Annotated in this window: 22 protein-coding genes and 3 pseudogenes; 12 read left to right on the forward strand and 13 right to left on the reverse strand. The window is 68.3% G+C overall.

Going from position 1 to position 19,531, the window contains the following annotated elements; translation table 11 throughout:
* Positions 1-641: 641 nt before the first annotated feature.
* The 6 genes from OG609_RS37350 to OG609_RS37375 form a co-directional block, all read right to left on the reverse strand.
* Positions 642-986 (reverse strand): MazG nucleotide pyrophosphohydrolase domain-containing protein, encoded by a 345-nt coding sequence (locus tag OG609_RS37350; protein ID WP_189281739.1) that lies wholly within the window; start codon positions 984-986, stop codon positions 642-644.
* 141 nt (positions 987-1,127) lie between these two features.
* Positions 1,128-1,859, reverse strand: coding sequence for an NUDIX hydrolase (locus tag OG609_RS37355; RefSeq protein ID WP_327276856.1), 732 nt, complete (start codon positions 1,857-1,859; stop codon positions 1,128-1,130).
* A 100-nt stretch (positions 1,860-1,959) separates the two neighbouring features.
* On the reverse strand, positions 1,960-2,352 hold the full coding sequence (locus tag OG609_RS37360; RefSeq protein WP_327276857.1) for a GNAT family N-acetyltransferase: 393 nt from the start codon (positions 2,350-2,352) through the stop codon (positions 1,960-1,962).
* Positions 2,353-2,486: 134 nt separating this feature from the next.
* Positions 2,487-3,194 (reverse strand): restriction endonuclease, encoded by a 708-nt coding sequence (locus OG609_RS37365; protein ID WP_327276858.1) that lies wholly within the window; start codon positions 3,192-3,194, stop codon positions 2,487-2,489.
* Complete coding sequence (locus tag OG609_RS37370; RefSeq protein WP_327276859.1) at positions 3,184-3,921, reverse strand: restriction endonuclease; 738 nt, start codon at positions 3,919-3,921, stop codon at positions 3,184-3,186. Before OG609_RS37370 ends, OG609_RS37365 begins: the two co-directional genes overlap by 11 nt.
* On the reverse strand, positions 3,921-4,124 hold the full coding sequence (locus OG609_RS37375) for a hypothetical protein (protein ID WP_327276860.1): 204 nt from the start codon (positions 4,122-4,124) through the stop codon (positions 3,921-3,923). The genes OG609_RS37370 and OG609_RS37375 overlap by 1 nt, the downstream gene beginning before the upstream one ends.
* A gap of 689 nt (positions 4,125-4,813) precedes the next feature.
* Here OG609_RS37375 and OG609_RS37380 point away from each other — a divergent pair.
* Positions 4,814-4,987, forward strand: coding sequence for a hypothetical protein (locus OG609_RS37380; protein WP_259933727.1), 174 nt, complete (start codon positions 4,814-4,816; stop codon positions 4,985-4,987).
* Between the two features lie 9 nt (positions 4,988-4,996).
* The gene (locus tag OG609_RS37385) at positions 4,997-6,076 is read left to right on the forward strand and encodes a JmjC domain-containing protein (protein ID WP_327276861.1); all 1,080 of its coding nucleotides are present in this window, start codon (positions 4,997-4,999) and stop codon (positions 6,074-6,076) included.
* Here the strand turns inward: OG609_RS37385 and OG609_RS37390 are convergent.
* Both OG609_RS37390 and OG609_RS37395 read right to left on the reverse strand, forming a co-directional pair.
* Positions 6,017-6,658, reverse strand: a pseudogene (locus OG609_RS37390) (IS630 family transposase); the annotation flags it as partial. The gene OG609_RS37385 and the pseudogene OG609_RS37390 sit on opposite strands and share 60 nt — an antisense overlap.
* On the reverse strand, positions 6,547-6,987 hold the full coding sequence (locus OG609_RS37395) for a helix-turn-helix domain-containing protein (protein ID WP_327276862.1): 441 nt from the start codon (positions 6,985-6,987) through the stop codon (positions 6,547-6,549). The pseudogene OG609_RS37390 and the gene OG609_RS37395, both read right to left, overlap by 112 nt.
* Positions 6,988-7,128: 141 nt before the next feature.
* Between OG609_RS37395 and OG609_RS37400 the strand changes: the two genes are divergently transcribed.
* Positions 7,129-7,455 (forward strand): hypothetical protein, encoded by a 327-nt coding sequence (locus tag OG609_RS37400; protein WP_327276863.1) that lies wholly within the window; start codon positions 7,129-7,131, stop codon positions 7,453-7,455.
* Positions 7,365-8,174: an aldo/keto reductase gene (locus OG609_RS37405; RefSeq protein ID WP_327276864.1), complete on the forward strand. Its 810-nt coding sequence runs from the start codon at positions 7,365-7,367 to the stop codon at positions 8,172-8,174. Before OG609_RS37400 ends, OG609_RS37405 begins: the two co-directional genes overlap by 91 nt.
* Here the strand turns inward: OG609_RS37405 and OG609_RS37410 are convergent.
* The 3 genes from OG609_RS37410 to OG609_RS37420 all read right to left on the reverse strand — a co-directional run bounded on the left by OG609_RS37410 (position 8,162) and on the right by OG609_RS37420 (position 11,845).
* Positions 8,162-9,001: a hypothetical protein gene (locus OG609_RS37410; RefSeq protein ID WP_327276865.1), complete on the reverse strand. Its 840-nt coding sequence runs from the start codon at positions 8,999-9,001 to the stop codon at positions 8,162-8,164. The two genes, OG609_RS37405 and OG609_RS37410, sit on opposite strands and share 13 nt — an antisense overlap.
* 281 nt (positions 9,002-9,282) lie before the next feature.
* Positions 9,283-10,557, reverse strand: coding sequence for a TIGR02679 domain-containing protein (locus OG609_RS37415; protein WP_442818030.1), 1,275 nt, complete (start codon positions 10,555-10,557; stop codon positions 9,283-9,285).
* Positions 10,558-10,600: 43 nt separating this feature from the next.
* Positions 10,601-11,845 carry an SbcC/MukB-like Walker B domain-containing protein gene (locus OG609_RS37420; RefSeq protein ID WP_327276867.1) on the reverse strand — a complete coding sequence of 415 codons (1,245 nt, stop codon included), beginning with the start codon at positions 11,843-11,845 and terminating at the stop codon, positions 10,601-10,603.
* On the opposite strand from OG609_RS37420, the gene OG609_RS37425 reads away from it, so the two are divergent.
* Both OG609_RS37425 and OG609_RS37430 read left to right on the forward strand, forming a co-directional pair.
* The gene (locus OG609_RS37425; RefSeq protein ID WP_327276868.1) at positions 11,811-12,080 is read left to right on the forward strand and encodes a hypothetical protein; all 270 of its coding nucleotides are present in this window, start codon (positions 11,811-11,813) and stop codon (positions 12,078-12,080) included. The genes OG609_RS37420 and OG609_RS37425 overlap by 35 nt on opposite strands.
* A gap of 52 nt (positions 12,081-12,132) precedes the next feature.
* Complete coding sequence (locus OG609_RS37430; protein ID WP_327276869.1) at positions 12,133-12,375, forward strand: hypothetical protein; 243 nt, start codon at positions 12,133-12,135, stop codon at positions 12,373-12,375.
* 75 nt (positions 12,376-12,450) lie between these two features.
* Here OG609_RS37430 and OG609_RS37435 read toward each other — a convergent pair whose 3' ends face one another.
* Positions 12,451-13,362 (reverse strand): LysR family transcriptional regulator, encoded by a 912-nt coding sequence (locus OG609_RS37435; RefSeq protein ID WP_327276870.1) that lies wholly within the window; start codon positions 13,360-13,362, stop codon positions 12,451-12,453.
* Positions 13,363-13,684: 322 nt separating this feature from the next.
* Here OG609_RS37435 and OG609_RS37440 point away from each other — a divergent pair, with 322 nt between their 5' ends.
* The 5 genes and pseudogenes from OG609_RS37440 to OG609_RS37460 form a co-directional block, all read left to right on the forward strand.
* Entirely contained in the window at positions 13,685-14,620 is a 936-nt protein-coding gene (locus OG609_RS37440; RefSeq protein ID WP_189281742.1) for an NADP-dependent oxidoreductase, read from the forward strand.
* A gap of 38 nt (positions 14,621-14,658) precedes the next feature.
* Positions 14,659-15,276 carry a Type 1 glutamine amidotransferase-like domain-containing protein gene (locus OG609_RS37445; RefSeq protein ID WP_327276871.1) on the forward strand — a complete coding sequence of 206 codons (618 nt, stop codon included), beginning with the start codon at positions 14,659-14,661 and terminating at the stop codon, positions 15,274-15,276.
* A gap of 45 nt (positions 15,277-15,321) precedes the next feature.
* Positions 15,322-15,765: a carboxymuconolactone decarboxylase family protein gene (locus OG609_RS37450; RefSeq protein WP_327276872.1), complete on the forward strand. Its 444-nt coding sequence runs from the start codon at positions 15,322-15,324 to the stop codon at positions 15,763-15,765.
* A 211-nt stretch (positions 15,766-15,976) separates the two neighbouring features.
* Positions 15,977-16,909: an NAD-dependent epimerase/dehydratase family protein gene (locus OG609_RS37455; RefSeq protein ID WP_327276873.1), complete on the forward strand. Its 933-nt coding sequence runs from the start codon at positions 15,977-15,979 to the stop codon at positions 16,907-16,909.
* A 14-nt stretch (positions 16,910-16,923) separates the two neighbouring features.
* A pseudogene (locus OG609_RS37460) lies at positions 16,924-17,415 on the forward strand (Tn3 family transposase); the annotation flags it as partial.
* Between the two features lie 133 nt (positions 17,416-17,548).
* Here OG609_RS37460 and OG609_RS37465 read toward each other — a convergent pair.
* Positions 17,549-17,902 (reverse strand): annotated as a pseudogene (locus tag OG609_RS37465) (response regulator transcription factor); the annotation flags it as partial.
* A gap of 604 nt (positions 17,903-18,506) precedes the next feature.
* On the opposite strand from OG609_RS37465, the gene OG609_RS37470 reads away from it, so the two are divergent.
* The gene (locus OG609_RS37470) at positions 18,507-19,424 is read left to right on the forward strand and encodes a DUF4232 domain-containing protein (RefSeq protein WP_327276874.1); all 918 of its coding nucleotides are present in this window, start codon (positions 18,507-18,509) and stop codon (positions 19,422-19,424) included.
* Positions 19,425-19,531: the final 107 nt, after the last annotated feature.

Consider the following 19,531-nt stretch of genomic DNA (forward strand, 5'->3'; position numbering starts at 1 on the left):
CCGTCCGCTTCGCGATCCGGGACCAGATCACCCAAGCTGCCAGCCGGCCCACCACGGCCTGACCACAGGCCCGGACCGCAAGCCCACCATGCCCCAACGCGCCGTCAGGCACCGACATACTCAACAACTTGCCAGCGCCCTCATGAGCGGTAGGGGCTGGCCCACAGCCTCGGCGGGCTGCCCGAAAGGCGAGGCGATGAAGCGCCTCGGGTCAGTTTGTCGTACGTAGTCGGGTGTTGTTGGGCCATCGAGGCGGCTGGGCGGTGCTCGACAATCTGTCAGAGGTTGAGACCGGCGGTGGTGAAGTCGTCGATCCACGCTTGGAGGGACTGGCGGCCAGTAACGGTGGGTCATTCCCTCCGACCAGGTCTCGGCCACGTGGCGGCCGTCGAAGTAGCTGTTGCCGTTGGCGAGCCAGTCGGCGGGGGTGGCCCGTGGACACGATGAGCCGGCCACGCGGCTGAAGAACACGGCGGAGTTCCCTCAGCATGGCGACGCGGTCACGTACGTCAGCGGGGCAAGACTCGCGTCCGGAACGTCTCCAAACTACCCCGCCCTACTCTCACCGGCCCTACGGGTGGAGCCCAGTGGGAGCAGAATCGGGCACGCCGAACGATGGCGGTGCCGGAAGACGCCGAGGCTCACGTGACAGGGTCGCCTCCCTGAGAAAGCCGAGCGCTGATCCTCTCGTCGAGTTCCGCCATGGTGCGGTGGAAGACGCGTTCGAGGTCCACGTTGTAGCGGTGAGCCAGGATGAGTACCGACCAGAGGCAGTCGGCGAGCTCGTGCTCCAGGGCAGCCCGGCCGCCCAGGTTCTCTCGCGCGCCATCCTCCGCCATGACGAGCTTGGCCAGGTCGCCGACGTCTCCCATGAAGCCGAGCATGAATTCGCTGCGTGTCCAGACTCGGCCGCGCTCACGACGGTTCAGCTCGTCATAGCGGTCGTGGATGCGGATCGCCTGCCGCTTCAATTCGTCGAGGTCCACGGATTCTGTCCCTTCGGGGTGAGTGTGCTGCAGTGAGTTGCCCCGTCCGTGACGAGGAGGTGCCGGGAGCTGGCTCGATTTCTGAGACGAGCGTGGGAGCACGTGGCGACGTCGACAGGAGCGTCGGACCAGCTCGCGTGTTCAGGTCGAGAAGTACCGGCAGAGGACCTGGTGCAGGTAGTCCGCGCCTGAGCCGAGGCAGGCAGCCTGCTCGGCCGACGACACGAAGGCGATCTCGTCGAGCTCGGGTACGTTTCCACGCTCCGTCTCCGACACGGTGAGATCCGCGTGCCGGCGACGCACGAGTGCGCTGGGCACGGACGGGGCGAGGAAGTGGAAGCCAAGGCTGCCGAACCGTGCTCCTCGGGTGAGGCCCCACAGCCGCAGCTTCTTGTCGGCGGCGTGGATGCCGAGTTCCTCGGCCAGCTCGCGGGCGGCATGCCGACCGAGTGACGCCATGTCCAGGGGGCGGCCGGCCGCAGGCGGTTCCGCTGTGCCGCCGGGGAGGGCCCAGCGGCCGGGCGTCGCGGTGGTGGGGGAGCTGCGTCCGACCGCGAGTCCGTCCTCGGTGGGCAACAGGACGGTGACGAAGACGGCCCCGGGGACTTCTTCGGGCGGCCGGAGCTGCCGCAGGGCCCGGTGCCGGTACGTCATTCTGGCCCATCGCACCACCAACGGGCCGGGCCCGGGCGGGTCGATGCCCAGGCTCGCGACGAGGGGGCCGTCGAAGATAGAGGGGTTGTGGGCCTTCGTCTCCTCCCAGAGACGGTCGACTTTTCCCCGTTCCTGCGGTGACAGGGCGGGGGGAGGGTGCTCGACGAGGTTGATCTGGTGCGCGTCGAGGAACTCGACAGGGAGATGTCGGGGCTGCATTGGAGGTCCTTCCCGCCCGTCCGGGCGTTTGACTTGGTCGAAAGTGGCCGGTACGCGCTCCTTGCCGCCTGCGTTGGTTTGGAGGTTGCCAAGGCCGTCCCTACCGGCAGGTCCAGGTCATGGCCGGCGCGGGAATGGGGCGGAAGCCGAGTTGGGCGTAGAGGGGGAGTCTTTCGGGGGAGGCGTTGCGGCGGGCGGAGGAGCAGTCCTGGGAGGCGAGCCACTGCATGGTGGCGGTCGCGACGGCGAGGCCGTAGCCGCGTCGGCGCCAGGCAGGATCGGTGGCGACGGAGTGGATCTCGCCGTGGAACACGGAGCGTTGCTGGTGGGGGCTGGGGAAGCGGGGGACGTAGGTGCCGACCGCGCAGGAGGCGAGACCGGCACCGTTGGGCGCGTTGACGACGAAGCGGGGTGCTCGGAGGAGGTCGGCGAAGGCCGCCTCACACGGGGTGAGCCATTCGTGGTCCGGTGCGGGCCGCGTGGTGTCGAGCATGATGCGGCGCAGCCTGGTGAGCTGGGCTGCGTCATGGCGGTCGGCACGGCGGACATCCGAGGTGCTCCTCCTGCATCACGAATCGGGTTGACGACGGGGTGGTGGGCCGAGCAGTTTGCGGCCTGGCGCCGGGGCTACGGGGCGGTGAGGGCGTGGATGATGTCGTAGAGGTGGGTGCCGTGTGCCCATCTCTTGAGGTCTTCGCGGCCGATGGTGATGAGACGGTGGCGGGCGGCGAAGTCGAGCGCGGGCTGGGTGAATCCGTTGAGCCCGATAATGACGGCGTGGTCGGCGCCGTGCTCCGGACGGGCTGTGCCGTTGAACTGCTGCATCGCCGGTGAGTTGACGGGCCGGCTGAGCTGCTTGCACTGGACCACGACGGTGAGGCCGTCAGGGTCGCTGGCGATGACGTCGGCGCCGAGGTCGCCTGAGCCGCCCACTCGCCGGGTATGGAGGAAGCCGTCCCGGGCGAGGAGTTCGGCGCAGGCGTGCTCGAACCCGGTCGGGCTCATGGCTTCGAGTTGCTTCATCCGGTAGGTGAGCAGGGTCGGCTCTGGCTCGACGGGTGTCGCATCCACGCTGACCGCGATGGCGCGTGTGGTGAGAAGGTCGAGGACGGCGCTGGCGAGCCGGGCGAGGAGCAGCAGTGCGGTGAGGGAGCCGAGCACGATGAGCGTGGTCCACCAGGGGTGTTCGGTGACCGCGCCCCACAGGTCCACGGTGATCCAGTCGGTGACGGTGCCGGTCAGCCACTCCCAGAGCATCTTCCCGGCGGCCAGGGCCAGCAGGGCATACAGCAGGACCTTCAGGAAAGGGTCGAGGGAGCCGTCTTCATCGAACACCGTTCGTCCTCCCCTCTGGGGTCGTCCGTCGGTACGGAGCGGGGGACGGTTGTCGAGTGCCGGGGAGCCGTCGGCGCGCGAGGGTGGGCAGTTGCAGGATCTGATGGAGTGGGACGCCCAGCTCTGCCCACGAACGCAGTCGCTCGCGGTCGGCCCAGCCGATCGTATGCTGGTCTCCCCACTCCCTGGCGTTGCGGGTGAAGCTGCCGTTCGTCACGACCACTGCCGAGTTCGCCCGGTGGACGGGGCCGGCTGTCCCCTTCACCTGGTACATGACCTGGGAGCCGACCTTCGCGGCGACCTTGGTGTGCTTGGCCTGGACGACGATCCGCCCGTAGGCGGGGTGGCCGGCGATGACGTCGGCGGCCTGGTCGCCCTGCTGCCCGACCTGCCGGGCCGACCAGCCGTCCCGTATCAGCAGGTCCCGCAGCGCGAACTCGAACTGCCGGTCGTCCATCGCGTCGATCTCCGCCAGGGTGAACCGCAGCACGGACAGACGCTGTGCTCGTGCCGTGTGCTCGCGCGCGGCTGCCGCAGCGCGCCAGGCGCCGACCGCGATACCAAGCAGGGCGAGCACGGCCACGACGGGCCACCACCGTACGAGCACCTCGCCCACCCACACGAGCAACCGCACCACCAAGGAGACCGCTGCGGCGGCGACCAGGGCCGCCGCCCCGTACTCAGCCACGCCACGCGGCCGACGGATCGTAAAGCGTCGCCGGCCCATCAGCGGCCGGCCGACGGCGTCGCCGTCACCCCGGGCGTGGCAGGCTGTGCCGGCGCGTCCGCCTCGAACCCGAAGAACTGCCCCCACAGCACCACCACGGCGGCGATCCCGGCGATCAGCCACGGGCTCATCTTCTTCGCGGACCGCCGGGTCGGATTCCGGCGGATGTGGCCGCGCACCCGGTGATAGCCCTCAGGCGTCATGAACTTTCCCCTCCCGGAACTGACGGCCGCACCAGCGCGGCCCTTCTGACATGGATGTAGCAGCGACCACCGACACCAACTCGGCAGAACCGCACCGCGATCACTTCAAACCGGCCACCACCGTGCACGGCCTTCCATCCGCAGCCGAACGTGAGGTGAATGACCAGGTGACCATGGAGAACCGAGCGCCGCGACCGCTGAGTGCGCCCCGACCAGGCACCGCACGGCGGGCGATGCAACCGCTGGTCAGAGCGGATCCGCCGGGTAGGCCGAAGTTGGCGAGAAAGACAGGGGGTGCGCTCCCGCGTATGCGCCCGTGCGCCCCCACGCGACGTCGCCCGGATGCGGCGCCGCGACGCTTCTCGACTACCCGCCGGACACAGCAGACCTCCGATATATGGGGAGTTCGGTGATCGGTCGGCGAGGGGAACGGGGCAGGCCGAGCCGGGCGCGTTCCTCGTGGAGGGCGTTGAGCTGGTCGGCCGCGCTGGGGCCCCAGTTGGACAACTCGGTGCCCGAGACCAGCCAGTCGGCACGGGCGGAACCCGCCCTCGTTCCTCTTCCCTCGAGGAGGCGCGGGGGCACCCTGCACCACTGTCCGAATCCCGTCCTACTGCCATGCGGTGGACACGGGTTAACTCAGAAGTTCGCCCGGAGCCGGGTGGGACAACCGAAGGGAAGGGCACAAGATGGCAGATCGGGCATCCACGCAGGCGGGGACCAGCCCCGAGCTTCTGATCGCCGTGGAGGAGCTGGCGACCGCGCACGACCGCAGCGAGTCCGAGCGGTCCGACGTCACCAGCTCGCAGAACAGCGCGGGCGATGACGGCGACAACCGCGACCTGAACCTCCCGAAGGAGTAAGGGGAACCCATGGAGCACCGGCTCGTCACCCACATCGAGAAGGCTCTCGGCTGGGACGGGCCGGGTTCCGTGGGGACCGCGTTCGTACGCGGCCGACTCACGGACCCGGAGCTGCCCGCCCGCCTGCTGACCCCGCACAAACTGCTGGACCTGATCAAGCGCCGCCACCTGGCCAACCCGCAGCTGCGCTGCTACGCCGAGGGCGACGAAATTCATCCGTCCACGTTCCTGTCCACCAACGTCAACCGGCGCAGGCAGGCCGTGAGTCAGGCAGACATGGCGGCCCTTGGACGGATTCTCAACGACGGCGGCACCGTGGTCCTGGACCATGTGGACTTCTTCGACCCGACGCTGGAAGTCGCCTGCCGGGCCCTGGGCTGGTGGTGTGGCGAACTGACCTCTGCCAACGCATACCTCGCGGTCGGTGACACCGACGGATTCCATCTGCACTGGGACGATCACGAGGTCATCGCCGTGCAGCTTTCGGGCGAGAAAACGTGGGAAGTGCGCGGACCGTCCCGGCAGGCGCCGATGTACCGCGACGCCGAACGCAACCGCACGCCCTCCGAAGATGTGCTGTGGAAGGGAACCATGCGGGCCGGCGACGTCATGCACATCCCGCGCGGCTTCTGGCACACCGCCACCCGCCTCGGCTCCCGTAGCGGCGGACACTCGCTGCATGTGACGTTCGGGTTCACCAAACGGACCGGCGTCACATGGGCCAACTTCCTCTCCGACGCCGCCCGCGCCGACGAAGCGTTCCGCCGCGACCTGGAGGGCGCCGAAGAAACCGCGCACAAGATGCTGACGGACAAGCTCAGCGCTCTGGCCGCCACCCACAGCCCCGAGCGGTACCTGGACGAATTGCGATCTAGTAGACCGTCGCAGCTAATTTTTGGGATAGAGGTGGCGCAGTTTGATGCGTGCGTCGTGGGTGGTGAACTGCCAGTCCACGTGGCGTTGTTCGGTGTTGGTGGCGTTCTGCCAGGCCGAGAGTTCGGTGTTGAGGATGTCGAGGTCGCCGATCCGGCGGTCGAGACATTGCCGGGTCAGCGCGGAGAGTTCGATCTCGGCGATGTTGAGCCATGACCCGTGTTTGGGCGTGTGGTGGATCTCGAGGCGTTGGGCCAGGGCGAAGGCCTCTTCTGGTTCGAATGCCTCGTACAGTGAGGCGATGCCGTGGGTGTTGAGGTTGTCCATCACCAGCACCACGGCCTCGGCGTCGGGGTGATCCACGCTCAGCAGCTGCTTGACCTGGCCGGCCCAGTCGATCCGGGTCCGCTGGGACAGTGCCTGAACTCGACGCCACCCGCGCAGGGGTTCGACCCACACGAAGATCGAGCACGTGCCGCAGCGGATGTACTCGCTGTCCTGGCAGGCGTCGTGACCAGGGCGGGCCGGGAGCGGGTCGCGGGCATGGTCGAGGAGCTGGTAGGGCTTCTCGTCCATGCACACCACCGGACGTGCCGGGTCATAGGGCCGGGCGTAGACGGCCAGCACGTCTTCCATCCGGGCCGCGAACTCCGCGTTCGCTCGTGGTGGGATGGTCCAGCACTTCTTCAGGTGAGGACGCAGTTCCGTTTTTTTAAGACCCGCCCGATGGTGGAGTGGTCCAGATCGGGGATGTCCTCGACCAGCGCGACGTGCTTCTCCAGCAGCCGCAGTGACCACCGGGCATGGCCTTGGGGTGGCTGTGAGCACGCCATCGCAATCAGCCGGGCTTCGACCTCACCAGTCACCGGCGAGGGCACCGGTGGGAGGTCGCGCTTCTTCCGCGCGATCGTGGCGTGAACATCGCCACCGGTCTCGGCGAAACGCTTGGCGACCAGCCGCAACGTCTCACCGGAGACGCCGAGCCGGGCCGCGATCACCTCCTTGGGATCCGCCTCACCCGCCGAGGTATCCAGCGCAAGCAGCACCCGCGCACGCATGATCATCGAGGCCCCACGAACACCTGTCGTGGTCACCCGGACCAACTCCTCGCGATCCTGCGCGGTCAACCTGACCGGCCGCTTCTTCTGCGAACCCACAACAACAGTCCTGTCTGGCAAAGGGGAAGGCATCTGCCAGACACCAACCTCCCAACCAGGCACGCCATAACTAAGCAGCGACACGCTACTAGCACCCCGCCCGCACGTCACATGCCCGATGTGACCGCCTTCGGCCGACCGGAGGCGGTCGCGGCCGTCACCGAGTTCGCCCCCTCCATCATCCGTACTGGCGACACGATCCAAGTCTGTGGCGGGGGCAAGCGGCTGACCCTCCACGAGCGCGCGGAACCGGGCCTCCGTGCGCTCCTTTCGGGTCACCCGGTCTACCTCGACGGCGCCGACGAGGACACCACCATCCTGGCCGACCTGCTCGTCACGGAGGGGCTGTGCGAACCACTGACGGAAATGTCGTCCTCGGGCTATACCGGTCTGGTCACGCCCGTGACGTACTCGAAGCAGCCGCCGACCTCGGCGTAGCGCGCCTCGACACCGCCTCGAACTACCTCCGACATCGTTCACACGAGGCACTGAAGACGCAGGCCGGCGATCTCCTGCCGAACTTCTCGGTCTCCACCAAGGTCGGGTACTTCCCAGGGGAACACTCCCTCGCCCCCGCCCGCCTGCGCGCCGGAGTCGAGCAGGCCGCGAAGGACCTGGGACGGGAGCCGGACACGGTGCTCCTCCATAACCCCGAGCACTCCCACCCCGACGCAGAGACGCTGGCCCAGGCGTGCGCGGCCTTGGCCGACGCCGCGCAGACGGGGCTGTGCGGGGGGTGGGGGGTATCAAGCTGGGATCCACGCCCGCTCGTGGACCTGGACGCACCCCGCCCTGACGTCCTCATGGTCCGATCAGGGTTACTCGTGAGTGCCGACGTCCTTGAGGCGGCCGAGGCCTTTGTGACGCGGTGGTGTCCGTCGCAGGTGTGGGGCATGAGCCCCTTCGGCGGAAGTACGGCCGAGACGGTGTGGGAACGCTTCGATCCGCGGATCTTCCTGCGAAAGTCCCCATCGGCCACGAGGGTCCAGGCGGCGTTCCGCTCCGCCTACGGCCTGCCCCGGGTCGACGCGGTCGTGGTCGGTACGGACAACGTCGACCACCTGCGGGAACTGGTCGGCGCCCTGGCGTATGAGGTCGACGACCAGGTGGTCCGGGAGTACCGGGAGCTCCTCCAGGCCCGCCGTCAGCTCGTCTGAAGTTCCTTCATCACTCGCTCCGCCGTCTCCCGGGCGGCCCCCAGTCGGGGGTCGTCCGGGTCTGCGTGAGGGCCGAGGATTTTCGCTGCGACGAACAGCGTCATCAGCTTGCCGTCCCGGCTCTCCAGATCGTCACGCCGCTCGCTGCGAATGCGGTCGGCCAGAGCGGGGACGGCGAGGGAGGCGCCCCACAGACTTGCCGCGTCGAGGCCGCACGGGGCCATGCCCCAGTCCTCCCAGTCGAACACGCAGAACACCGGCGCTGTCATATTCGCCCAGTTGAAATCCGCGTGGGCCGGGCGCCATTCGACCACGGGCGTATCGAAGCCGGGGAAGACGCTGTGGATTGTTCCCGTGACGAGTTCCTGTGTGAGGGTCTCGGTATCGGGTGTCGCGATCCGGTTGGTGTGCTGCGCGGCGAGGGCATCCAGGGAGGCATTCAGTGCGGCCCACCACTCCTCCGACAGCTGTGGGTCCTCTGCCACTACGGCGCTGCCCACCGGTGCCCCCGGCAGCAGCTCCGTCTCGTCCGCCCGCCACATCACTGGCTCTGTCTCGTCCCGCCATGCGACGCCGGCGAGCCAGGCTGGTTTTGCGATCCCGAATAGGGCCTCAGCGGACGCGGTGCCGTCCCCACCCTGAACCCCGATCCGGTCGAGCCCGCGCCGCTCGATACGGACCCATGTAGCGCGATCCGTACGCGCGCCAAGAGACCGGCGCTTACGCACCACCGTCTCCTGGTCCAGGCTCACCCCCAGGGACAGCTCCACACGGTTGAGTACGGCTTCCACGGGCTCCTTGCGTAGATCCACCGAACGTAGCGTCATACGACCGAACGTACCAAGTTGAAGTTGCATTTCGAGGGAGATCCCACCTGGCGCTACTTCTTCCTCCGGACTCTCACGTCGACCGGTGACGATCCGCGCGTCGACCAGCTTGGATGGCCGACAGACCGCTGCGGCAGGTTGAACGAGAACGTCAGAGGAGTGGGGCGATCAAGCCGCCGGGGAGCTCCTCATTCGCCTGGTTATAGGGCGTGGCGTTGTGGAAAGATCAAGCTCTGTGGCCCAGGTCAGCCCGCGACGCCGGCGTCAGGTCACGCGAAGAGTCACAGGTGTCTGTCACCGGATGCGCGGGCGTTGGGCGGGGAGCCGGGAAGGGGCAGAGGGTCCGCGGGGTCCGGGCCCAGAAGCCGGTCGAGGACTACGGGGTGCTCCTGGAAGATGGCTGATCCTGATTCGTCGGTCCCGGCGCCACCTGCGGCGCCGGTAGTAGTCGCCGCGGATTCCGGGGCGGGCAGAGCGGGGACAGTAAACGGCCCCTCGCAGAGCGCCCCTGCGCCGACTACGGCGCGACGTGTCTCCTCGTCCATGTCTCGGCTCGGGACCTCATAGCGGCGTAGTATTGCTGCGGCGATGTGTCGGCCGCCTGTGTCGATGTCGCCGGAGTACTCCATTGGGACACCGCAGGTGTGGGCCAAGGCGAGAAGTGCATGGTCGATGGCGGTGAGAGTGCCCGAGGTACAGACGATGGGCGTCGTGATCCCGCGCAGCAGGGCCTCGTGAATGACGGAGGGGTTCTCTACGACTAGCCACGGTTGTGTTCGTGCGAGCGTGGGCGGATGCGCGGTGAGGTCGTGAAGCGTGAGGTGGACGGGGCGCTGGTCCTCACGCGCCAGACGCAGGGCCCGGTCCGTCGGGCCGTCCCCCCTCGCGTCCACGTTCAGCAGCAGTACGGTCTGGGACAGGCTGTCGGCGACGATCCCGACGCGGGCCAACAGCGCACGCTCGGCCGCGGGTGTGTCTGGGAGCGGGGCATCCAGCAGGTCCGCTGCGAGCAGGACGAGGCGGGATCCCTGGCCCGCGTCGTTGAGGTCGAAGTAGTGCGGATTTCCAGCGCAGTTGTGAGAGAGCCGTGCCAGCGTGGCTGGCCGCGAAAGGGGCAGCACGGCTCTGACGCGGGCCAGCGCGTCGATGAGTCTGCGCAGCTCGTCGGCCCTGTCGTCGACGACACCCCCAGCTCGCAGTCGGGCGGTGAGCCGCGGCGTGTCGGGCAGCACGGTGGCCGTGTACGCCCAGATGTCCTCTCGCAGTTGCGTGGCCCGCCGCCGGGTCTCAGCCAGCGGCTGAATGGCCCCGACGTTCTGCTCGACGATCTCGCGCAGCTCGTGCGGTGTCATCGTGAGCGCCTGCAGCACGCGTTGCACGGGGATCACCGCGACGCCCTGCTCCACACGCAGTGCGACGGCGCGCCGTGAAGCCTGGGGGCCCGCGAGAGCCAGCCAATAATCATGGATCGGCCGGCACGGGTCAGTTCTACCCGCACCGTCCGGATGCCGCCCGGATCGTCGCCCTGGGACAGCCGCACACTGATGGCCTGCCACAGTGGGCGCAGATCGGGGTCGGCGAGATCGCCTCGGTTCCGCATCACGACGCGTCCTCCGCCCTCGGCGCGAAGAGCGAATCCTGCCCGTTGCCAGGGGGCGAGGCGGGATGCGACCGCTGGCGGGGAAGCTGCTGAACGCCTACCGCGATGCGTGTCGTGGCCGGCGCGCCGTGGCCGCTCCAAATGCTGGGGATGGCGTAGCGCAGTGCACTCCCCTCGTGGAAGATCTTGTGGATTCCGACCGTGCCCGTCTCCTTCACCAGGAGTGGCTGCATGGAGGGAAGGGTGACCAGGACGTCGAAATCCCAGGAGCGCAGCAGCGCGAGGAGCTTCCGCAGGTTCGATTCATCGAGTGCGGAGTTCAACTCGTCGATGAAGATCACGCGAGGGCCCACGTAGCCGTCGGCCTGGTAGAAGGCGCGGGCTGCGGCCAGGAGGGGCAGCATGGTCGCGAGGCGCTTCTCGCCGGCGGACAGCTTGTCGAGGGGATTCCTGCGCGGGCTCACCGACCGGAACACTTCCGTAGTGCTGCCGGGCTCCGCGAAGTCGGCGTGGGTGAGGGAGATTTCCCACGTGAACCAGTTTCGGTAGTTGAACACGTTGTGAACCCGCTCGGGCCAGGGGACCGCGGTGCCTTCTTCGTGCAGGAGCTGCTGCACGAAGAAGTTATACATGCGGTCGAACTCGCCCTCCGTGTCCAAGTCTTGGATGAGGGACAGAGCCTCTCGTGCGACGGGATCGTTCGCGTTCTCCACCCAGTTGAGTTTGACGCCGACTCGGGCTACGCCGGTGCGTACGTTGGCGAGCGTCGCAGTGATGCCTGCAACGATCTCGCGGGCGAGCTGAATACGCACCTGGATGTGTTTGCGCAGATCGGTGAGGATTGCGCCCTTTACTTCGGTTCGGACCTGCTCGTCGAAGTCCGATTCGAGCGTTGCGATGGAGCGTCCCAGATCATCGAGTGCGGTCCGCAGCGGTTTGGTGCTGGCCACTTCGCTGGACGGGCCGCACGCCACCTGGCTTCGCTCGGTCACCACGACGCGGCGCCAGCTTGTGTCGGGGATGTCTTCGATACTGATGTCCCGGCTCAGCCGGCTCAGGTCGAGACGGATCTTCTGTATGCGGGTTCCGACCTCCTTGAGCGCGGCTGATTCCTCGCGCTCCGCGTTCTCCAGAGTGAGCGATGCGGCATGACCTCGATGCAGGATGCCGGCTATGTCGGCGCCGATGACGGCAACCAGGCAGGAGGCGATGCGCCGCCTGGCCCTGCTGGTGTTCTGCCTCATCGAACGCCAAGTCCGTCAGGCCCTCGGCGGCAATCAGACGATGCGCGGTCTCTACCCCGACAACCGGGCCGTCCGCCCGACCGGGCGCATGATCCTCTACCACCTCGCCGGCCTGCGGATACGAGCCGGAACAACCAGCGACCCGCCAACCATTCTGATCACCCGCGGTGTTCAAGCCCACCTCCTCGAGTTACTCGGCATCGACGAAACCCGCCCCCGCTGGCTGGAAACCTGAAACCCCATGTGCGAAGTCCGGGTCTAGAAGGTGACTGACGTGATCCATTACCATGTTGGAACGGAAACAATGCCTGGCCTGCGATCCGTTGTTCGTCCACGGCAGCCAGACGGTTCTCGGTCGTCCCGTGCCGGTGGAGGTCTCGCTGGCCGCCGGCCTCGGCCACATCCTTCTCACGGCCGGGCTCGTCCTGCTGTTCGTCCTTCTCGGCAGACGCCTCAAGGAACTTGCTCCGGCTCGCGGCCCGAAGGCTGCGGCTCCGGTGCCCGACCACGGCGCCCGCGTTCTCCGGTGACCGCCGTGCCTCGTCGGCGTGCCACCGAACACACTCAAGAGGTAGGCCCTTCCAGAACCGGTGCACGGATCGGCGTCAGTTGCGAACGGCGGGAGAGGCCCGGACGGCGACGTTCTGGGCAGCCTGGTTGAAGGCGTGTATCTGAGGTGCGGTGTTGGTGACGAGCCAGGTAGGTGCCCATTCCAGGGGCGGTGCATCGCTCAGCGGGAGATAGGCGACGCCGGGGCGCGCGTAGAAGCGCGACACCTGGGCGCCCATCACGAAAGCGCCTTCGCCGGCGTCGATCAGAGCCAGGGCTTCCTGGAGTGTTTCGAACTGCGGGCCCGGTTCGCCGGGGCGGCCTGCGGGCGTCAGGTGGGGTGTGCGGTCCGCGCGCCAGTAGTCGGGGAACGCGCCGGCCACCTGCAGCATCTTGACTGCGGCCAGGTCTTCCAGCGAAACGCTGTCACGGCGGGCGAGCGGGTGCCGGGACGACACTCCCAGCACCCGTGGTTCGGAGAACAGGACCGGCCCGGTGACCATGTCGGGTTCGTGGTGCGGCAGGCTCACGACCAGAAGGTCGACATCGCCTGCGCGCAACCGCCGGAGGCCGTCGACGATCTGCATTTCCCTGGGCCGGGCCCGCCAGCCGGGGTGACGTCGGTCGAACAGCTGGGCGGCCTGGACCATGAGCTGTCCGGCGGCGGCGCCGAGGAACCCGACCTGGAGCACGCCTCCGACACCGCGCGCGGCGTTGGTCGCCTTCTCCAGCCCGGCCTCGATCTGGTCGTAGGCCGGGCGCAAATCGTCGTGCAGCAGCCGGCCGGCCTCGGTGAGGCAGACATGACGGCTGCTGCGTTCGAACAGCGGCGTACCGATGTGGCGTTCCAGCCTCTTGATGGTCTGGCTGATCCGGGCGGTGGTCACGTGCAGACGGTTGGCCGTGCGGCCGAAGTGCAACTCCTCGGACAGCGTCAGGAACGCCTCCAGCTCAAGCCGCTCCAGCACTCGATCCTCCGGACGTTAAATCCACCTAAACGACCGTTGCACTATGTCAGCTTGTTGGCGCATCAGACCCGTAGGAGTCTGAACAGGCCACCATCACCTGGCATTTCCGACCCTCACCCGGGGCCTTCCCCGGGTGAACTGCCTTCCGGCTGCCGCTGGAAGCGGTGAGGGCAAACCGAACCGAACCGCCCCCTTCCGCGGGACCGTCGGCGAAGCCTGCCCCTCCCTCCGGGCCCTCCCTCCCGAGCCCGAAGCCTCTGCACTTTCCACCCGCACAGCCGGACCACGACGGACGGCGTGCCAGACACAAAGGAACTTCACTGTGCGTGCCATCGGTCAGGACTCCCTCGGCGGACCGGACGTCCTGAAGATCATTGAGACGCCGCGCCCGGTGCCCGGCCCCGCCGAAGTGCTCGTCCGGGTGCGTGCCGCAGGGGTGAACCCGACCGACTGGTGGCACCGGGCCACCGGCGGGCTGGCGGGCGATGCTCCGATCCGCCTGGGCTGGGACGTGTCCGGCGTGGTCGAAGCCACCGGACCGGGTGTCGCCCTGTTCCAGCCCGGCGACGAAGTGTTCGGCATGCCGCGCCAGCCGGCTCCTGCCGGGACCTACGCCGAGTACGTGGTCTCCCCGGCCCGGCACCTGACCATCAAGCCGCCGAGGCTCTCCCACGTGGAGGCCGCCGCGCTCCCCCTGGCCGCGCTCACCGCGTGGCAGGCCCTGGTCGACACTGCCGACGTCCGTCCCGGGCAACGCGTGCTGATCCATGCCGCGGCGGGTGGCGTCGGACACCTGGCCGTCCAGATCGCCAAGGCGCGTGGCGCACATGTCGTCGGCACCGCTCGCGCCGCCAACCACGACTTCGTACGAGGACTGGGCGCTGACGAGGTCATCGACTACACCCGCACCGACTTCACCACCGCCGCCCGCGCCATCGACGTCGTGATCGACACCATCGGTGGTGACTACGGGCCGCGCTCCCTCCGGACCCTGCGCCCGGGCGGCATCATCGTCTCGCTCGCCTTCCCCGCCGAGGCGCACCTGGCGGCCGAGGCCCGAGCTCTCGGACTCCGCTCCACCTTCATGATCACCGAAGCCGACCAGGCGGGGATGAAGGAGATCGCCTCCCTCGCCGGCTCCGGCCTGCTGCGGGTGCGCATCGACACGGTCCTGCCGCTCGAACAGGCGGCCAAGGCCCATGAGATCGGCGAGACCGGCCGTACCACCGGAAAGATCGTCCTCACCGTCTCCGCCTGATCTTCCCCTGTGCCCCTCCTTGTCACGAGAGCAGGACCATGCGTTTGTTCCTTTCCTCCTGGAAACTCGGGGACGCCCCCGAGCTGCTGGACGACCTCGTCAAAGGTGCCCGGACTGCAGCCGTCGTCGGCAACGCGCTGGACGCCCTTCCCGCCCCGCAGAGACAGCAGGCCACCGGCCGCGAGGTCGCGATGCTGCGTGACCGTGGCTACCAGGCAACCGAGGTGGACCTGCGGGACCACTTCGATGATGCGGGCACACTCGCCGAGCGTCTGTCCGGCTTCGGCGTCGTCTGGGTCCATGGCGGCAACCCGTTCGTCCTGCGGCTGGCCATGGCCCTCAGCGGTGCCGACAAGACCCTGACCGGCATGCTGCGCCGCGACGCCCTCGTCTACGCCGGTTGGAGCGCGGGCGCCTGCGTCCTGTCGCCCAGCCTGCGCGGTCTCGAACTCGTCGACGACCCCGCCGACGCCGTCACCGCCTACGGCCTGCCGACGCTCTGGGACGGCCTCGGCCTCCTGGACTACGTCTTCGTTCCCCACTACCGCTCACCGGTCCCCGAGAGCGAGCCGATCGAGCACGTCGTGGAGCGCTACGACCGCGAAGGAGTGCCCTACCGCGCCTTCCGCGACGGCGAGGTCACCATCGTCGACTGACCGTCGACCGCTGCAGGCCGACAACCCCACTCGAAGGAGAATTCCGTGACGTCTGTACGACTTCAGGTAGACAAGCTTGCCCCGCACATCAACCGCGCACTCAATGCGCTCGACGCGGCCTCCCGGAAGGTCAGCCTGGAGCCCGCGCTGCTGGAACTGGTGCGGTCACGCGTCTCTCAACTCAACGGCTGCGCCTACTGCGTCGATCTGCACACCCGGGACGCACGTACGGCAGGCGAGACCGAGCAGCGCCTCTACGCCCTGCCCGTGTGGCGCGAGACCCCGTTCTTCACCGACCGCGAACGGGCTGCCTTGGAGCTGGCCGAGGCGGCCACCCGTCTCACCGAAGGCCCTGTCACCGACGAGGTCTACGGCCGGGCGGCTGCCGAGTTCACCGAGGTCGAACTCGCCGAGCTGATCTGGACCATCACCGTGATCAACGCCTGGAACCGGCTCGGCGCCACCGCCCGGCCCTGGCCGCTCGACTGACCGAGGTCACGACCGGGCCAATGAGCGGTCGGCACAAGCCGCGCGGTCCACGGGCCCCTTGGCCATCAACGGCCGGGCCCCGGTCGAAAGCTCTCCGGTCCGTGTCGTCCGGAAGGTGGCCGGGGTCTGCCGCCACATGACCGTGCACGTGCAAGAGACGCACAGTTCCCTCCCTGTCCCCCCTTCCCCGTCCTTGAATTGGAGTCCTCACATGCGCGTCTTCGTCACCGGGGCCACCGGCTACATCGGAGGTTTGGTCGCTGATCTGCTGCTGCGCTCCGGACACCGGGTCGAGGGGCTCGTCCGTACCGAGGACAAAGCCCGTGAGCTGAAGCGGCGAGGCATCACCCCCGTCCTCGGTACGCTTGACGACGGCGCGCTGCTCACCGCGCGTGCCCGCGAGGCCGACGCCGTCGTCAACGCCGCCAGCAGCGACCACCGGGGCGCCGTTGAGGCACTCGTCGAAGGACTGGCGGGCACCGGCCGCGCACTGGTGCACACCAGCGGTTCCAGCATCGTCAGCACCGACTCGCGCGGTGCTGCCGCGGATGAGGTGTTCACCGAGGAAATCGTCGCCCCCGGGTCGAGCTGGCGCCCCGTCGAAGAGAAGGCCGACCGTGTCGCCCTCGACCGTTTCGTCCTGGACGCGGCGGGCAGCGGCGTGCGGTCGGTCGTACTGTGCAACTCCCTCGTCTACGGACACGGCCGGGGCATGGCCCACGACAGCGTGCAGATCCCCGTGCTCGCCCGGCAAGCTCGCGCCAGCGGTGTCGTGCGGTACGTGGAAGCGGGCCGCAACATCTGGTCGACCGTGCACATAGACGACATGGCCGACCTCTACCTGCGCGCCCTCACCGACGCCTCGGCCGGATCCTTCTACTTCGTCGAGAACGGTGAGGCGTCGTTCGCCGACATCTCCGCCTCGCTCGCCTCGGCACTCGGCCTGGGCCCCGCCGAGTCCTGGGACGCGGACACCGCCGTCGCCTACTGGGGGCACGAACTCGCCTTGTACGTGCTCGCCTCCAACAGCCGCGTACGAAGCAGGGGTGCCCGACTGGGCTGGCGTCCGGCCCACCCTTCTGTCCTCGACTGGATCGAGAGGGACTACCTGTGTCAATCCCACCGAACTGTGGAGATCATCTAAGCGGCCAGCCCCAGCGGATGTTCGGCCGCGAGGGGCATCCCACACCGCTGGGGCAGGCGTTCGCCGAATACGGGCGCATCGCCAAGACCCTGCACCTGCTCGCCGTCGTCGACCCGGTCGACGACACCTACCGGCGCCAGATGCACAAGCAGCTCACCGTCCAGGAGTCCCGCCACAAGCTCGCCCGCGACATCTGCCACGGCAAGAAGGGCACCATCCACCAGGCATACCGGGACGGGACGGAGGACCAGCTTGGCTCACTCGGCCTCGTGCTGAACGCGGTAGTCCTCTGGACGACCCGCTATATCGATGCTGCGGTCGCCCAACTCCGTGCCGAAGGCCACGAGATCCGGGACGAGGACGCCGCGCGCTTGTCCCCGCTCAAGCACAAGAATCTGAACTGCCTGGGCCGCTACAACTTCACCGCCTCCCAGCCGGTCGACGGGCTGCGGCCGCTACGCGACCCGGACGCCGTCAACCTCGACGATGACGACGGAGAGGACTGAGCCAGGCCGGGACCGGCCAGTCCTGTTTACAGCCGCACTGGGTGGCGTGGTAGCGGCTGCTCCGTCGGCGGCTCGTACACGAGACGAGCGACAGGGCATCTCCGAGACCAGACCCTGGGGGCCGGGGACGCCATCAGCGAGGCAGCGTGACGAGCCCCGTCTCGTAGGCGGTGATGACGAGCTGGACGCGGTCCCGGGCGCCCAGTTTGGTGAGCAGGCGCGACACGTGCGACTTGGCGGTGGCCACCGTGATGAAGAGGTCCTCCGCGATCTCGGCGTTCGACCGGCCGCGCCCGACCAGGGTCAGGACTTCCCGTTCCCGCTCGGTGATGCCCTCGACCAGCCGTGGGGAGCGTGCCGGGGCGGCTTCGGGGCGCCCGGCGAACTCCGCGATCAGACGACGCGTGACACCCGGGGCGATCAGCGCGTCGCCGGCGGCGACCACACGGATCGCCGCGAGGATGTCGTCGAGCGCCATGTCCTTGACCGTTGGTTGCAAGAAGTGTGACCACCTGGTTCCAACAACCGTGTCCCGTCGTCCGGGAACCGCCAGCTCACGGCTCCTCGCCAGTTGTCCCGTCTTCTGCGATCTGGCTCCGATCTCAGTTGATCTGGTCCGATTCGCTCTCCGTCTCAGGCGGTCTGGTCCGTCGATGCCGCTGTCGGTGCGGGATGGCGGGCTTCGCCCATGAGTTATGGCCTTGCTGTCTGGGAAGGCGAGCGTCCTGCAGGCGACGCTGCTGCGGCCCAGTGCTTCACGGATCTGTACGACAAGTACATCGACGCGGACGGGGCTGACGTTCCTCCAACCAAGCAAAACGAGGCCTATGCCGCCGCGCTCCTGGAGCGATCCCGATCTCACCGAAGTCGAGCCTCTACCGTCCCGGGCCGGGAACGGCGATGCGCCTTCAGAGGGGGCCAAACACGGCCGGAACAGGCAACCGTAGTAAACACCGTGCCCCTGATCTTGCCCGGAGCCGCGTATCCGCAGGTCGCAGTAGCCCACTCGGCAGGCGGCCCGTGACACGCCTGTGACCGGAATTTTGGCTTACACCATGGCTCGGCGCTCGCGCCCCTGATGGAGTGACCTGATGCGCAAAGTCACTTCCCTTCTTCCGGCCCTCGCCGCACTCCTGCTGCTCACGGCGTGCGGATCCGAACAGGCAGGCACCCCCGGCGCAGTCGCCCCCGCGTCAGGGACCGCCGTCACCGACCCGCCCGTGGACGGCGTCCGGATCACTTCGGTGACCATCCCCTCCGCCACGCCCACCCCCAAATCTGACGGGTTCTCCGTCCACGCCGACCCCTTTCCCACCGGTGACTCCGGGATCTCGGCCGCCTACGAAGTCACCAACAACGGAACCGAGGCGCTGACGTACACGATCCTGTTCGACTTCACCACGGACACCGGCGAAGTCATGGGCAACAGCCACGAGACCGTGCGCTCGGTCGGCCCCGGCGCGACCGAGCGCGGCACGATCCGGGTGGGGGTGCTGGCCCCCGGAGCGTCCCGGGTGACCCGCGTCAAGGTCTCCCGGGTGACCAAGGTGCCCGCCGCCGAGGCGCCGCTCGCGTCCGGCGAGTGTCCACCCTCCGGCATCCGCCTCACCACCGATGACGGCGACGCCGCGATGGGGCTGCGCGTGGTGGGCTTGCACCTGGAGAACTGCGGGAAGCGCGACTACTCACTTGACGGTTACCCGCTTCTGGAACTGCTGGACAAGGATCTGTCACCCGTCCAAGGCGTCCGGATCGTACATGGAAGCGGCGGCATCAGCACCGGTACCGGATTTGACGAGCCGGCCCGCCCGCTGGTCCTGAAGCCGGGCGAGAGCGCCCTTTCGGGCCTCATGTGGCGCAACACCACCGAGTCCGGCGCCGCCGTCAACGTCCCGTACGTCAGGGTGCGGGCCGAGCAGCGCGCCGATCCGGTGACCGTGACGCCCCACCTCGATCTCGGCACCACCGGCAAGCTGGCCGTCCGTGCCTGGACGCGCCCGTCGAAGTAGGACCCCCGCCCGGTCTCAGTGCCTCCGCTGCGGCCATCAGAGGGGCCGGCGACGATGCGTCGCTTGTACCGCCACAGCTGCTTGCGTTCCTCCGTCGTGAGGTTGTC

It is taken from the genome of Streptomyces sp. NBC_01224, assembly GCF_036002945.1.
Taxonomy (GTDB): Bacteria; Actinomycetota; Actinomycetes; order Streptomycetales; family Streptomycetaceae; genus Streptomyces.